The organism is Desulfoscipio sp. XC116 (genome assembly GCF_039851975.1).
GTDB lineage: Bacteria > Bacillota > Desulfotomaculia > Desulfotomaculales > Desulfallaceae > Sporotomaculum.
In genome coordinates, this window is record NZ_CP156660.1 from 2,538,763 (window position 1) to 2,553,632 (window position 14,870).

The window sequence follows — 14,870 nt, forward strand, 5'->3', positions numbered from 1 at the left end:
CAGCTATACGATCAGGGCAACGTAAGGGGAAGACCGGTAGTTTGCAGTCGGCGAACATAACTTTTTCAAAAGAACAGATTTAAAAAATCCCTTATCCAACAAAAGAGGAAAAGGGATTTTATGATTCGGTCTCAACCACTATTTTCGTTTGAGAACTTCATGAACGGCCAGGGTGATGTCGGCAGGAGTCAGGCCGCGCAGGCATTGACGGAACAGTGCTGCCATTGGGTGGCTTTCCGCCTTTCAACACCCGGCGACATATTCCTGCAGCGGTACTAATGGGAAGTCAGAGCCCTCCTTAATATCGCCCAACACTTCCAGGATGGCCCGAGCGGTATCCAGGGAGGTCAAACACGGTACAGCCAGTTCCACGGCAGCCCGCCTGATCACAAAACCGTCCCGCTCGGGAGCCTTGCCCTTGGTCAGAGTGTTGATCACCAGATGAATATCTCCCTGACGCAGCAGATCGGCAATGTGGGGGGAACCTTCCCGCACCTTATGCACCCTCGTCACCGCTACCTCACGTTCCTTCAGATAGCGGGCCGTGCCCGCAGTGGCAAATATATTGTAGCCCAGGCTGCTGAATCCTTTGATAATGGGCAACATTTCTTCTTTATCTTTATCGGCCACCGTCACCAGAATATTGCCCTGCCGCTGGAACACCACGCCCGAGGCCAATAACGCTTTATATAGAGCCACCGGGTAGCTTGTGTCCACCCCCAGCACTTCACCGGTAGACTTCATTTCGGGGCCCAGCGATATATCCACCTGCAGCAGCTTGGCAAAACTGAACACAGGCGCCTTGACCCCCACCAATTGGCTTTCCGGGTATAGACCGCCCCGATAGCCCATACTCTTTAGTTTTTGTCCCATAATAATCTTGGTTGCCAGGTTGATCATGGGAATGCCGGTTATCTTGCTCATGTACGGTACCGTACGGCTGGCCCGGGGGTTGACTTCCAGCACGTAAATCTGACCGTTATAAAGCACATACTGAATATTGATCATACCCCGCACATCCAGCTCCAAGGCCAGCCTGATGGTATAATCCACAATTTGCCGCCGCGCCGTCCGGTCCAAATGGTTGCCGGGATAAACGGCAATGCTGTCTCCCGAGTGCACCCCGGCCCGTTCCACATGTTTCATAATACCGGGGATAAGCACCGTTTCCCCATCGGCAATAGCGTCCACTTCAATTTCTTCCCCCAGGAAATATTTATCCACCAGCACCGGGTGCTCCGGCGTTACCTTAACCGCCGTTTGCATATAGTTTCTCAAGTCATCGATATTATAAACGATTTCCATAGCCCGCCCGCCCAGCACATAGGAAGGGCGTACCAGCACCGGAAAACCGATTTTACCGGCAATTTCCTCGGCGTCGGCTACCGAAAAGGCGGTTTCCCCCGGAGGTCTGGGGATATCCAGCCGACTGACCAGATCATCGAAGCGTTCGCGATCCTCAGCCCGGTCAATGCTATCCAGGGAAGTACCCAAAATATCAAAACCGGCTTTGTGCACATGCGCAGCCAGGTTGATAGGCGTCTGGCCGCCGAACTGCACGATTACACCCGCGGGCTTCTCCTTCTCCAGTATATTTATTACATCCTCGGGCAGCAGCGGCTCAAAGTAAAGCCGGTCGGCGGTATCAAAATCGGTGCTGACGGTTTCCGGGTTATTGTTGATGATTATGGCCTCGCAACCCATCTCTTTCAGCGCCCACACCGAATGTACGGAGCAATAGTCAAATTCTATGCCCTGACCAATGCGAATGGGACCACCGCCCAGCACCACTACTTTGCGATTGCCCGTGGGCTCGGCTTCATCCTCGGTATCATAACACGAATAATAGTAGGGCGTAACGGCCTCGAATTCCGCGGCGCAGGTATCCACCATTTTATAAACCGGCCTGATGCCATGCTCTTGGCGCAACGCCCGCACCTCATCTTCCGCAATGCCCGCGATCTGAGCCAGATAGGCATCGGCCATGCCCATTACCTTGGCTTCCCTGAGCAGTTCCGGTGTCAGAGCCGCCCGGCCCTCGCCGCGCAACCTGTTCTCCACATGCACCACATTATAGATTTTTTGTATAAAGAAACGGTCTACTTTACTCAGGTTATATATACGGTCAAAAAGCATCCCCCGGCGCAGTGCTTCAGCCAGTACAAACAACCGCTCGTCGTTGGGACGCACCAGCTTCCGCTCGATTTCCTCCTCTGAAAGATGAGCCAGCCCGGGGTAATTCCACCCCGACACGCCGATTTCCAGGGAACGAATTGCTTTTAGCAGCGCCCCCTCCAGGGTACGGTCAATGGACATTACCTCACCGGTAGCCTTCATTTGAGTGCCCAGAGACCGGTCGGCCAGGGCAAATTTATCAAAGGGCCAGCGTGGAAACTTGATTACCACATAATCTATCGCCGGTTCAAAACAGGCATAGGTTTTACCGGTCACCGTATTTTTAATCTCGTCCAGATTCAGGCCTATGGCAATTTTGCTGGCCACCTTGGCGATGGGGTAACCCGTAGCCTTGGAGGCCAGAGCCGATGACCGGGACACCCGGGGATTGACCTCGATAACATAATAAGTAAAACTGTTGGGATCCAGGGCATACTGAACGTTGCAGCCGCCCTCGACGCCCAAAGCGCGGATAATCTTAAGCGCGGCGCTGCGCAGCATCTGATATTCCCGATCGCTCAAGGTCTGGGCCGGTGCCACCACCACACTGTCGCCGGTATGCACGCCCATAGGATCAATGTTTTCCATACTGCAGATAGTGATGCAATTATCCGCGCCGTCCCGCATAACCTCAAATTCGATTTCTTTCCAGCCTACTAAACTGCGCTCAATAAGCGCCTGGTGGATAATGCTGGCCTTTAAACCTCTGGTGCAGGTAGCGGTCAGCTCATCCATATTGTAAACCATGCCGCCGCCGGTGCCGCCCAAAGTATAGGCCGGGCGCACCACCAACGGAAAGCCGATTTGTTTGGCAAAGGCTACGGCTTCTTCCACCGAACAGACAATGACGCTTTCCGGCACGGGCTCATTGATTCTCTGCATGGTGGACTTGAACTGCTCCCGATCCTCGGCCCGCTTAATAGCATCCAGCGGAGTACCCAGCAGCTGCACATTATATTTTTCCAGCGTTCCCAACTCAGCCAGCTGCAGAGCCATATTCAACCCCACCTGGCCGCCTAGGGAGGGTAAAAAACCGTCGGGCTTTTCTTTTTCAATAACCCGGGTAACAAATTCGGGAGTAATAGGCTCAATATATATTCGGTCGGCCATGTTGGCGTCGGTCATGATAGTGGCCGGATTACTGTTAATCAGTACCACTTCCAGCCCTTCCTCCCGCAGCGCCCGGCAAGCCTGAGTACCCGCATAATCAAATTCGGCGGCTTGGCCGATAATAATGGGGCCTGACCCCACCACCAATACTTTTTTAATCCCTTCCTTAATCGGCATTTTATTGTCCCTCCCCGCGCATCATATCCATAAATTGGTCGAATATATAATCGGATTCCTGCGGCCCCGGTGACGCTTCGGGGTGATACTGCACCGCAAACAAAGGCAAGTGCTTGTGCCTTATGCCTTCCACAGTATGATCATTTAAATTAATATGAGTAACATCAATATCCAATCCTGCAATAGATGCTTCATCTACGGAAAACCCATGATTTTGCGAGGTAATGTAAACTCTGCCGGTACGCAAATCTTTCACCGGATGGTTGGCGCCCCGGTGGCCAAACTTCATTTTATAGGTCTTGGCGCCAAGTGCCAATGCCATCACCTGGTTACCCAGGCAAATGCCGAAAATGGGATATTTGCCGGTGATCGCACGGGTGGTATCGATAGTAGCAGGTACGTCTACCGGGTCGCCGGGGCCATTGGAAATAAGCACCCCGTCGGGCGCAAGCTGTCCGATTTGCTCCGGAGTAATGTCGGGCGGCGCCACAATTACCGTGCAATCTCTCTCCTTAAGCTTGCGAATAATGTTCTGTTTGGAGCCCAGATCAACGAGTACCACCCGAAAGCCACGTCCTTCAATGGTGTATGATTCTTTAACAGCAACATCGGCCACCAATTTTTGACCACTCAAATGCGGACAGGCCCTGGCTTTTTCAACTAACCGGGCCGGGTCCGCCGCACCGGTGGCAATGTAGCCCCGCATGGTTCCAAAACTGCGCAGGTGTCGGGTAAGCGCTCTGGTATCCACACCGCTGATGCCAGGCACTCCCTCCCGGGCCAGGAAATCACCGATACGGTAGCCGGCACGCCAGTTACTGGGATGGTCACAGGCTTCTTTGACTACAAAGCCGCGAATAAATGATTTCTTAGCTTCGAAGTCTTCCCGGTTAATACCGTAATTACCGATGAGCGGATAGGTCATGACGATTATCTGACCGTAATAGGAGGGATCGGTCAATATTTCCTGGTAACCGGTCATACCGGTGTTAAACACAACCTCACCCCATTGCTCCCCGGTGGCGCCAAATGACCGGCCCGTTAAAAGAGTCCCGTCTTCAAGAGCTAAATAAGCTTTCAAAATGCATACACCTCCGCAGTTTATTCCAATCATTTTCTCTCAGCATATTTCTTCCGTTCCGCCGGATAACATTTAGATATTTATATATTAACCGCCTAATAGCGCGGAAAAAATCAGCTAAGCTGTATACGTACAAAGGCCGGACCGGATGGTGATTACCGGCAGCCCCTTCAGCGTGCGGCCGGTAAAGGGTGTGTTTTTCCCCTTACCGACAAATTGTTCGGGATGCACCGTTTGTTCATATAGGGGATCGATAATAGTAATATCCGCCGCACAGCCCTCGGCCAGCGTACCCCGGTCAACACCCAATATACGGGCCGGGTACAGCGCTAATTTGGCCACCGCCTGCAAGGGCGTGAGGATGCCGGTATGCACCAGCTCGGTCCAAACCAGCCCTACTGCGGTCTCCAGCCCCACCAGGCCAAAGGGAGCGAGGTCAAACTCCACATTTTTTTCATCAAAAGTATGGGGAGCGTGATCTGTGGCGATCACATCAATAGTGCCGTCGGCCAGCCCCTCGCGCACCGCCTGCACGTCATTCTCCCCGCGCAGCGGCGGGTTAACCTTGGCCGCAGTATTGTAACGCACCACTGCCCGGTCGGTTAAGGTGAAGTGATGCGGTGTTGCTTCCGCGGTTACCGGATATCCCCGTCTTTTAGCCTCCCGTACCAGCGCCACCGATCCCGCGGTGCTGATATGGGCTATGTGCAGCGGGCAGCCTGTTTCAGCCGCCAATATAATATCGCGAGCCACCATAACTTCTTCAGCGGAAGCAGGTATTCCCTTCAGTCCCAATATAGTGGAATGATAGCCCTCGTGCATCACCCCGTCCGCAGCCAGTGTTTGATCCTCGCAGTGGGAGATCACACAAACGCCCAGCATCTTACAGTACTGCATGGCGCGCCGCATTATTCCGGCGTTCGGCACCGGCCGTCCATCATCGGAAAAAGCCACCGCCCCGGCGTCCCGCATGTCCGCCAGTTCGGCCAACTCCTCGCCCCGGCTGCCCCTGGTAACGGCACCGATGGGGTAAACATCAGCCCGCCCTGCTTCGGCTGCCCGCTTGCAAATAAATTCAATAATAAAGCGGTTGTCCGCCACCGGATCGGTATTAGGCATACAAGCCACACCGGCAAAGCCTCCCCGGGCCGCCGCCGCGGTACCGCTGGCAATGGTTTCCTTGGCCTCGTAGCCCGGCTCCCGCAAGTGTACGTGCATATCCAGAAATCCCGGCGCCACCAGCTTACCGGCGGCATCAACTATTTTTGTGTTCTCATCCGGCACAAAACGGGCCGAGATGATACCATCTTGCACATATAAATCGGCCTGCTCATCCCTGCCCGAAGCAGGGTCAATTATCCGGCCGTCCTTAATAATCAGCTTCATTATGAGCACCTCCTCCGGTAAGCAGGTACAGCAAGGCCATGCGTACCGCCACCCCGTTGGTCACTTGTTCTGCGATCAGCGCCGCCGGCCCATCGGCAATTTCATGGGCGATTTCCACCCCGCGGTTCATCGGCCCCGGGTGCATGACCAGCGCATCCGGCTTGGCCAGGGCCAGGCGCTCCCTGTTTAAACCATACAGCCGGGCATATTCCCGCAGCCCCGGGAACAAGCCCTGCCGCTGCCTTTCCTTTTGAATACGCAGCATAATAACCACATCCGCGCCCTTTAAAGCCTCTTCGGGCCGGTAAAACACCCGGGCACCGGTTTCGGCAAGCCCGGGCGGCAGCAGTGTGGGCGGGCCGCAAACCCGCACCTCGGCCCCCAAGCCGGTAAATCCCCAAATATCGGAGCGAGCCACCCGGCTGTGCAGTATATCTCCCACGATTACCACCGTAAGACCTTCCAATTTGCCCCGGGATTCACGTACTGTAAAAAGATCCAGCAGCGCCTGGGAAGGATGCTCATGGGCTCCATCACCCGCGTTAATCACCGCCGCGCCCACCGTCTTGGCCAATAAGTGCGGCGCCCCGGCCATAGGGTGACGCAGAACAACCACATCGGCTCCCAACGACTGAATGGTCCGGGCGGTATCGTATAAACTTTCGCCTTTGGCCACACTGCTGGAAGAACTGGATATATTGATACTGTCCGCGCTTAAGTACTTGGCCGCCAGCTCAAATGAGCCGCGAGTACGGGTACTGTTTTCATAAAAAAGATTTACCACCGTACGGCCCCGCAAAGTAGGTACTTTTTTAATGGGTCTGGTAATAATTTCTTTCATAGGTACAGCCGTATCCAATAAAAACTGAATTTCGGCCGCGGTCAAGTCCTTTAATTCCAACAAATCCTTACGTTTATACAATCCAGGGACCCCCTCCCCAATAAATAAGCCTCCCCGGGTTTATAAAAACCCGGCGGAGGCCGGCTGAGCCATCATATAGGGATGCAGCTTTAACTTAAATGCCTAAAGCGTACTCTCCCCATGAAGCTTAAAGCTCTCCCTTGCCAGCCTCTCGGGACCGCTTAAAAGGAGCCATGTATCGCTTATGTCTTTTCCATAATAACTATCTCATCCGCACCGTCCATTTCCGCCAGATGAACCTCCACCAGTTCACGGCGGGCCGTAGGCACGTTTTTACCTACATAATCCGCTCTAATGGGCAGCTCGCGATGTCCCCGGTCGATTAAAGCCGCCAATTGAATATTTTGCGGACGCCCCAAATCCATAATGGCATCCATAGCGGCCCGAATAGTGCGCCCGGTATACAAAACATCATCCACCAGCACGACTTTTTTATTCTCAATGGAAAAATTCACCGCGGTTTGCCGGATCACGGGCTGATGGCTTAAGGTAGACAAATCATCCCGGTAAAGGGTGATATCAAGCACCCCCACCGGCACCTGACTTCCCTCAATCAGCTTGATTTTTTCGGCCAGCCGCCGGGCCAAAGGTACACCACGCCGCCTTATGCCGATCAGTACCAAACTATCCGTACCCTTATTGCGCTCAATAATTTCGTGCGCAATGCGGGTCAGAGCACGCCTGATACCGTCTTGATCAATGATGCGGGCCTTCTCCCTTAATACTGTCAAGACAATTCGCCCCCCGGCTTTTAAAATGGCATCAAAAAAACCTGTCTACCCGGTAAGAGGCATAGACAGGTATACTATAACCCTGCGTTGCTCTATGTATCCTTACCGATCTCACGGGACCGATATTAAAGGTGACTTTTCACTTAAATAATACTATCAAAAACACAGGTGACCGTCAACGGGTTTTTAGAAAACCACAGGGACCGTTCCGCCGGCTGGTGCTGTCTAGCCGGTGCCAGGCACCAGATGTTGAAAGTTGAAAATCTTTAGTTTGCAACTTTCAACACTTGGTGCCTGGCACCAGTCAGACAATTAAAGTTTGTTAATCCCCAGGAAAATCAGGGCCACCCCAAGCATTATAGAGGCCGTGCCGGCAAGCGACACTTTACCGGCCAACCCCACAAGTCCCAGGGTGGTTACAGTAATAAACACGGTGGGACCGACCACGGCCAGCACCGCATTAATTTTAAAAGCCGTCTCCACTTTATTAAAGTGCAGCATTAACAATGCCGCTGTAAATTCAATAGACGCCGATAAGAGCCTCAGCGCTGCCATAGAAATGACAATCTTATCAAACACAAAAAACATTTTTTTCCCCCCCGAATAATTACTATTTTTTCTTATGCGGGGACAGGCGTTAAAATGCATAGCACCTTCGAGCGGGAGATAAAATATCGGTGTGTTTAAAAAAAGGATGTGAACCGTTATGGAGACAAAAGCCGGAAACGCTGTACTGGCCGCCATAGCAGGCGTGCCGTTCATTATGGTGCTGGGCAATTCCATGCTCATACCGGTATTGCCGCAGTTGCAAGAAGCACTGCACCTAAGCCAGTTAAAAGTCAGCATGATCATCACCGCATTTTCCGTACCCGGCCTGCTAATTCCGCTGGCCGGCTTTTTATCCGACCGGATCGGACGCAAAAAAGTAATAATTCCCGGCTTAATTTTATACGGCTTGGGCGGAATAATCGCCGGACTGGCCGCAGTATTACTGACTGAAAGAGCCTATACATGGATTATCAGCGGTCGTATTGTTCAAGGTATCGGCGCCGCGGGCACCTCTCCCATTGCCATGGCCCTGACCGGGGATTTATTTGCCGGTCTCCGGCGCAGTAAAGCGCTGGGAGTGGTGGAGGCCGCCAACGGATTCGGCAAAGTACTCAGCCCCGTGCTGGGTGCAGCCATCGGTCTGATTGCCTGGTACGCCACCTTTTTATTTTTCCCGGCTATTATCATTCCCATCGTACTGGGTATTTGGTTTTTAGTAAAGGAACCCCAAAGCAATCGGGCTACCCAAAGCGTAGCTCAGTATGGCAAATCCATAAAAGAAGTATTTCAAAAAAAATCAGCCCTGCTGGTCACCATTTTCTTAAGCGGTATGGTAGCGCTGCTTATACTTTTCGGTATGTTATTTTTCTTGAGCGATTACCTGGAAGAAACCATAGGTCTGACCGGTATCATTAAAGGTGCGGCCCTAGCCATACCCGTGCTGTTCATGTCCGTTACCTCATATGTCACCGGCCTGCTGATCAAAAAAAAGGTTCAGCTAATGAAATGGCTGGTAGTAACCGGGCTCGGGCTGGTAGCCGCCTCTCTGGCTACATTAAACTTATACCAGAACATTTACTTTTTCTTCGCCGGCATTTCCGTTACCGGACTGGGTACGGGACTGCTTCTGCCCTGTTTAAACACCATTATTACCAGCACCACGGCCGCCGAGGAAAGAGGTTTGATTACTTCAGTATACGGCAGTGTACGTTTTTTAGGCGTGGCCGCGGGACCACCCCTGTTTGGATACCTGATGGGTATCAGTAACGCTTATATGTACTGGGGCGGTGCCATACTGGCCGGTACGGCGGCGCTGACAGCATTGTTTTTAATCAGAGTAAAGGACATGAAACAAACAGCGAACGATACAGAACAAGGACAACAGCCGCAGCAAGCAAATACTTCGTCAGTTCAGGCCATCAAAACTGAATTTGTATTTTCCCCGGCTCGTAAACCTATACCCGAGGGAAAGGAAAACACAGGGAACACCAGACGGAATTAAATCAACGGATTTCGTTAAGAGTGCAAATTTAAAGCATTGGGATTGTCCCAACCCTCCCGCTCGTATTTTTACACCATGTTCCTCTCCCGTCTAAAAGTGCATCGCATAAGCAGCACTTGGCCCGCACCGGCGGGGTAAAATCACTAACCCTGGCGACTGCCGTTTGCTGTGGCAGTTGCCAAAGCTGCGTCCATATAATATCCTAAATCAAATAATTACTGTGCAACCAAAAAACGATCATGGGCTACTTTAGCCGGATTTGATGGTGGCCTTATAATTCCGGCTATTATTTATAATTCTCCTGACTTTATTGGGACTTAGCGCCTATAACTATTGGTAAACGCTCAAGGCCCTTTGAAATACTTGATATGACTGGGCGCCCACCAGCCTTTTCTTATCATTGATGATAAATGCAGGTACAGCCGTGATCTCGTATTGCCGGGCCAATTCCCGCGCCTTTTGCAAGCGCGGCAAAAAAGGCTGTTTATCCAGCGTTTCCATTAGTTCATCTTCATTTAAGCCAATCTCTTTAAACAACTTGATAAGCACCTGTTTATCGCCGATATTCATTTCCTCTTGAAAATAAGCTTTAAACAGCCGGGCATGTGCTTGTTCATATTTTCCTTTGTCCCGGGCAAATTCGCTGGCCTGCAGCGCCAGACATGAATTGGCCACGAGATTCATGCCACTAAAATTAATCCCGTAGGGTTTACCGGCCCGCCGAAAGTTTTCCAACATCTTATCTATATCCACATCGGGAAACAAATCCTTAATAAGCTTTCCTTCGGGCGGTGTTTCAGGATGCAACTCATAACCAACCCACTCCTCGGCAATGTCAAATTCCTGCTTCAATTTTTCGACAATACCTTTGCCGATATAGCAAAAAGGTCATACATAATCTGAAAGAATAGTCATTTTAATCGCCATTGTTATAAAACCTCCAAACAAATGTGAATCAAGTCAAACCAGTATGCCTAAAGTATAACATTTAAAGCGCATAAATCCAAAGTTATTCATTCATTACACCAAATCACTAAAACATCTGGTCTTAAAAAACAAAAAAGGGCAGGGGATACAGTCACCTGCCCAACCGTGCCTCTATTTGCCGGCTTAATTCATTATTCCCTAATTAAATATAAAAGTTTATCATCTATACCGTAAAACATGGGTACCACCAAAATCTTAGGATAACGTAGACGTAACCTTTGGGCTTCGCTAATAACAAAATCCATTTCATTTACAATCTCAAACATAGGTACGAAATGCATAAAGTGTTCTTCAGCCAGCTTTTTGTCCCAGCCCGCGTTTTCCACCAATCCCCGCACAAATTTATCCTTGCGGGCCATTAAGTTTACCATGCCGCATTTATCATGGCCGATTAAAGCAACAGCCTTAACTCCCCCAACAGCTATGGCATATGATAATTTAAACTCACTATAACGGAGATTGCCCCCGCCGGTGCGCAGCACATAGGCAAAGTTATCGGGTATGCGTAAGTGTTTACGGTTATCCATACACATACCGATTAGCAATTCCGCATGCTCATAGCTATGCAGTGGATATTGCAGGTTATGGTATTGAAGTAAGCGACCGATGGGAGTATCACGATACTGGGGGAAAATATCACCAACAGAACGAATCGGCACCAGGTTATCCATTTTTCATCCTCCCTCATAAATTTTATAAATATGTTATGTATTGTCATAAATATATTTGTGCTATAATTCACTTGGATGTCTAAAAAAATATAAAAATTATAATACAAATTGCAAATCCAGTGACAATTTTTTTATTATTCGACCAGCGCATATTGGATTCCTGCAAAGAAAGTGAATTATTTCTTAAAACAAAAAAATAAATAATTATTGCTTCAGCATGTTTATTTTACGGAAAACCATGACTCCGCGTATTTTGTTGTAACCGGATAACGGTAATATTCGCCTGACAAACATTTAATAATAGCTACAATGGCAAAAACAGTATATATCAGTGCCAATATAGCCAGGGGTATAACCAACAAAAGACCGATAAGTATCAGACACAGTATTCCTACCGCCACACCCAAGAGCAGGGATATAATATGCATGGTCAGCGATTCCCGGGCGTGGTGGCACACAAAATCATCATCCTTCTTAAGTAAATAAACAACTAAAGGCACTAAAACCGGTAAACCCAGGAATATAGAACCGTGACAAATTGCACCCATAAGTTTGCTTTCCGGTGGTACCATTTACTATTCACCTCCCATCTACCGGAATAGAAAGTATATTTATCCTTAACAGAGGCCCGCGCCTCTATAAGCAGCACCCAAGATGAATATTATAAATTAGCATGTCATAGCAAAAGCGAAAAAACATCATCTCATATTGGATCTTAAACCTGCGAACGCACAGACTTGCGACTAGAAAGCCAGCACCGGGCCATATTGTTTCAACCAGCGGCGGCGCGTCGGGTAATCAGGCAACACCGCCCCCACCAAGCTCCAAAATGCCGGACTGTGATCGAGTCTTAACAAGTGGCATAACTCATGCACAACAATATAATCTATAATGCCTATGGGAGCCATCACCAAATGCCAGTTGAAGTTCAAATTACCCTTTCCCGAACAACTGCCCCAGCGATGTTTTTGTTCCTTTATCCTAATCTTCGCCGGTTTTACGCCTACGCCCTTAATATAGAAATCTATCCTGTCGTTTATTGTATAATTAGCCTGCGTTTTGTACCATTTTACCAGCGTATCACGAACCGCTGCCGCACCGTTATCCCGATAAAGCGGCAAAGGCACATCGACAAGCATTTGCCGTCCATTTATCCTTACCGCCCCATTCATTACCTGCTCATTAATATGCACCTTAACAGTATATTGGTTACCCAAAAAAAAGAATTGTTCTCCGTCCGCAAACGACCTGGGCACCGGACATCCGGACAATACCGACAGATAATCCAGCTTTTCTATTATCCAAACACTCTTATCCTGTATAAAACGCTTAACCACCCCGGTATTATATTGTTCCGGCGCCGTGACCGTAACACCATCTTTTGCATCAACAGTTATTTTTAGGGATAAAGCTTTATGGCTGCGTTTAACTGTATATTCCATCACCCGGTCATCCAGTACCAATCGCGGCAAGACAAACACCAACTTTCCATTGCTGTCTTTCATATTTTCTCATTATCTCCCGCGATTAGCAACCCAACCTTTATGTAAACAGTTATCAATCGGCGCGCCTGCCCGATAATACCTCTATAGTAATATTAAAAAAAGGGAAACCGCAGCAGTTACGGCTTCCCCTTTTAGTTAGTCCATTATCCATTTAATCGTCTTCTTCGGCCACCACTTCAAAAGTCCAGTCGGTAACGCCAATACCGGAGAATTCATTCCCTGATAAGTCCTCAATTATACCTGACGGGATGGATATGTTATATTCTCCCACGGGCAGTTCTCTATCAAATTGAATAATTAGCTCGTCTTCGTCAATATCTATATCGTCCGGTATTATCACAAAGTATCTGGCTCTGTTAAACACTATCACGGCATTTTCGTTTGGTTTTTTGCCCACCCACCGCACTTTTTCATCAAATTGCACGGTAATTTCCTCGAGGTCGCCCTCAAACTCTTCACCATCTTCCGGATTTAATTCGTCTATTTCCGGGGCGTCTTCATCCTCATCCTCAAAGGTAGCAAATTCCCAGTCTTCCGAATCAATACCCGCAAATTTATTGCCCTGGCCATCTTTGATTATATTGGCGGCAACATCCACCGCAAAACGGCAGTCCTCGTCAAGCTCTTTCTTCAGCTCAATGATCAATTTCCGGCCATCAATATCAATATCCCATATATCAATACTCCGGTCGTCTGTAATGTTTTCCACCTCGATACCTTCCTTGATATCGTTCAAGGATTTAACGGGGTAAATTTTTTCGTCAAAAGTTACTACCAGTGTATCAAGGCCGGCCGGCACATTTTCAGCATCGTTTTCGGGATTAAGCTCATCAACTTCCGGAGCATCCTCGTCTTCTTCTTCATCCGCATCATCATTACCTGCGGCGCCGTCCGAACCGGCGCTCACCACTATGGCATTGCGGGCCGGGTTCAGCACCATTGAAACCGCGTAATCTTTTTCTATGTCTTCTAAATCCGCTGCTTTGCCATCAATAAAAATCGCCGCATCATCAGCTACCTGCACCAGCACCAGCGGACTATTGTCATCGTCGCCAACCTTTAGGGAAATGTAAGCCGGGTCCGACGGCATAACCTCATCCACAATACCTTTAATGTAATTAAATTTAGGGTTTAACGAAAACATGTACTGGCACCGAAACAGCATAGCCGCGATTTCCGCTCTTTGCACTTTATTCCGGGGTTTGAAGACATTACCGGGGTAACCCTTCATGATACCGGCTTGAGACATTTGAGCCACGTATTTCTCAGCATAACCAGGTATTTGACCGGCGTCGCTGAATTGCACCTCACCACTTAATACATTTTCCAGCCCATCATTGTTTAACAGCGCCCTGGCCAGCCACATAGCCACCTCATATCTTTGGGCCGCTTCCGTCCCGTCAAAATCCTTCAGCTCTTCCCTGGTAATAATACCCTTATCCAAAGCCAAGGCAACCATATCACCGGCCCAGCTTTTAGTTACCAATTTTAAACTGCTTCGGGAGGGTGCTTGATCTTCACAGCCCAAAGCCCGCATTAACATAACCAGGGCTTCGTTTTTAGATACTTCTTTTTGCGGATAAAACTTTCCGTCGGGAAATCCCGCAATAATGCCTTGTTTCTGCATAGCCGACACGGGCTCCGCCGCCCAGTGGTTTACAACATCGCCCATCATCCTAAAGGGCATCTTCTTGGTCTGGGTATATTCTATTTTTTTCACTTGGCCCAGCGGTTTGTTGTTATTGCCTTTACCGTTACTTCTAGCCAGGACATCAGCCGGAGCCGCTGTCACGGCAAATGTCAATACCGCCACCGTAAGCAAACCGCCAATAAAACATTTCCAACTTTTAGTACGCAATAATAACCACTCCCCCGAATTAATTTTGGATGGATTTAACCTCCTGCCTTTATATACGAAAGAACACCGTTATTTGGCAGGTCAACCCGGTAACCAACCTGATAAAAAATGAATATTTTCTATCAGGTGCACAATAGTTCCTATCCCGGCTGGAAAAATAAAAAGGGGGTGGACATCTGCATGCGTTCCCCCGATGCATGCAATCACCGGGAAGGGA

12 protein-coding genes are annotated in these 14,870 nt (G+C 49.3%); 1 reads left to right on the plus strand and 11 read right to left on the minus strand.

The window, feature by feature from the left end:
- Positions 1-243: 243 nt before the first annotated feature.
- The 6 genes from carB to ABDB91_RS12200 form a co-directional block, all read right to left on the minus strand.
- The gene (carB, locus tag ABDB91_RS12175; RefSeq protein WP_347487985.1) at positions 244-3,462 is read right to left on the minus strand and encodes a carbamoyl-phosphate synthase large subunit; all 3,219 of its coding nucleotides are present in this window, start codon (positions 3,460-3,462) and stop codon (positions 244-246) included.
- A 1-nt stretch (position 3,463) separates the two neighbouring features.
- A complete protein-coding gene (carA, locus tag ABDB91_RS12180) occupies positions 3,464-4,543 on the minus strand; it encodes a glutamine-hydrolyzing carbamoyl-phosphate synthase small subunit (protein WP_347487986.1) in 1,080 nt (359 codons plus the stop codon).
- Between the two features lie 117 nt (positions 4,544-4,660).
- Positions 4,661-5,929 (minus strand): dihydroorotase, encoded by a 1,269-nt coding sequence (locus ABDB91_RS12185; RefSeq protein WP_347487987.1) that lies wholly within the window; start codon positions 5,927-5,929, stop codon positions 4,661-4,663.
- The gene (locus ABDB91_RS12190; RefSeq protein ID WP_347487988.1) at positions 5,913-6,851 is read right to left on the minus strand and encodes an aspartate carbamoyltransferase catalytic subunit; all 939 of its coding nucleotides are present in this window, start codon (positions 6,849-6,851) and stop codon (positions 5,913-5,915) included. The genes ABDB91_RS12185 and ABDB91_RS12190 overlap by 17 nt, the downstream gene beginning before the upstream one ends.
- A gap of 182 nt (positions 6,852-7,033) precedes the next feature.
- Positions 7,034-7,582 carry a bifunctional pyr operon transcriptional regulator/uracil phosphoribosyltransferase PyrR gene (gene pyrR / locus ABDB91_RS12195; RefSeq protein WP_347487989.1) on the minus strand — a complete coding sequence of 183 codons (549 nt, stop codon included), beginning with the start codon at positions 7,580-7,582 and terminating at the stop codon, positions 7,034-7,036.
- Between the two features lie 312 nt (positions 7,583-7,894).
- The gene (locus ABDB91_RS12200; RefSeq protein WP_347487990.1) at positions 7,895-8,170 is read right to left on the minus strand and encodes a YqhV family protein; all 276 of its coding nucleotides are present in this window, start codon (positions 8,168-8,170) and stop codon (positions 7,895-7,897) included.
- A 118-nt stretch (positions 8,171-8,288) separates the two neighbouring features.
- On the opposite strand from ABDB91_RS12200, the gene ABDB91_RS12205 reads away from it, so the two are divergent.
- The gene (locus ABDB91_RS12205) at positions 8,289-9,632 is read left to right on the plus strand and encodes an MFS transporter (protein ID WP_347487991.1); all 1,344 of its coding nucleotides are present in this window, start codon (positions 8,289-8,291) and stop codon (positions 9,630-9,632) included.
- Between the two features lie 330 nt (positions 9,633-9,962).
- Here the strand turns inward: ABDB91_RS12205 and ABDB91_RS12210 are convergent, their stop codons facing one another.
- From ABDB91_RS12210 to ABDB91_RS12230, 5 genes are all read right to left on the minus strand, one after another.
- On the minus strand, positions 9,963-10,508 hold the full coding sequence (locus ABDB91_RS12210) for a DsbA family protein (RefSeq protein WP_347491596.1): 546 nt from the start codon (positions 10,506-10,508) through the stop codon (positions 9,963-9,965).
- Positions 10,509-10,750: 242 nt separating this feature from the next.
- On the minus strand, positions 10,751-11,290 hold the full coding sequence (locus ABDB91_RS12215; RefSeq protein ID WP_347487992.1) for a carbonic anhydrase: 540 nt from the start codon (positions 11,288-11,290) through the stop codon (positions 10,751-10,753).
- Between the two features lie 221 nt (positions 11,291-11,511).
- Positions 11,512-11,862, minus strand: coding sequence for a DUF4870 domain-containing protein (locus ABDB91_RS12220; RefSeq protein ID WP_347487993.1), 351 nt, complete (start codon positions 11,860-11,862; stop codon positions 11,512-11,514).
- Positions 11,863-12,033: 171 nt separating this feature from the next.
- On the minus strand, positions 12,034-12,795 hold the full coding sequence (locus ABDB91_RS12225) for a SprT family zinc-dependent metalloprotease (protein WP_347487994.1): 762 nt from the start codon (positions 12,793-12,795) through the stop codon (positions 12,034-12,036).
- 151 nt (positions 12,796-12,946) lie between these two features.
- On the minus strand, positions 12,947-14,653 hold the full coding sequence (locus ABDB91_RS12230) for an S-layer homology domain-containing protein (RefSeq protein WP_347487995.1): 1,707 nt from the start codon (positions 14,651-14,653) through the stop codon (positions 12,947-12,949).
- Between the last annotated feature and the right edge of the window lie 217 nt (positions 14,654-14,870).

Excerpts from the sequence above, each read along its gene's own strand:
- carB (WP_347487985.1), bottom strand. The coding sequence starts at position 3,462 with ATGCCGATTAAGGAAGGGATTAAAAAAGTATTGGTGGTGGGGTCAGGC.
- ABDB91_RS12185 (WP_347487987.1), bottom strand. The coding sequence starts at position 5,929 with ATGAAGCTGATTATTAAGGACGGCCGGATAATTGACCCTGCTTCGGGC.
- ABDB91_RS12200 (WP_347487990.1), bottom strand. The coding sequence starts at position 8,170 with ATGTTTTTTGTGTTTGATAAGATTGTCATTTCTATGGCAGCGCTGAGG.
- ABDB91_RS12205 (WP_347487991.1), top strand. The coding sequence starts at position 8,289 with ATGGAGACAAAAGCCGGAAACGCTGTACTGGCCGCCATAGCAGGCGTG.
- ABDB91_RS12215 (WP_347487992.1), bottom strand. The coding sequence starts at position 11,290 with ATGGATAACCTGGTGCCGATTCGTTCTGTTGGTGATATTTTCCCCCAG.
- ABDB91_RS12220 (WP_347487993.1), bottom strand. The coding sequence starts at position 11,862 with ATGGTACCACCGGAAAGCAAACTTATGGGTGCAATTTGTCACGGTTCT.
- ABDB91_RS12225 (WP_347487994.1), bottom strand. The coding sequence starts at position 12,795 with ATGAAAGACAGCAATGGAAAGTTGGTGTTTGTCTTGCCGCGATTGGTA.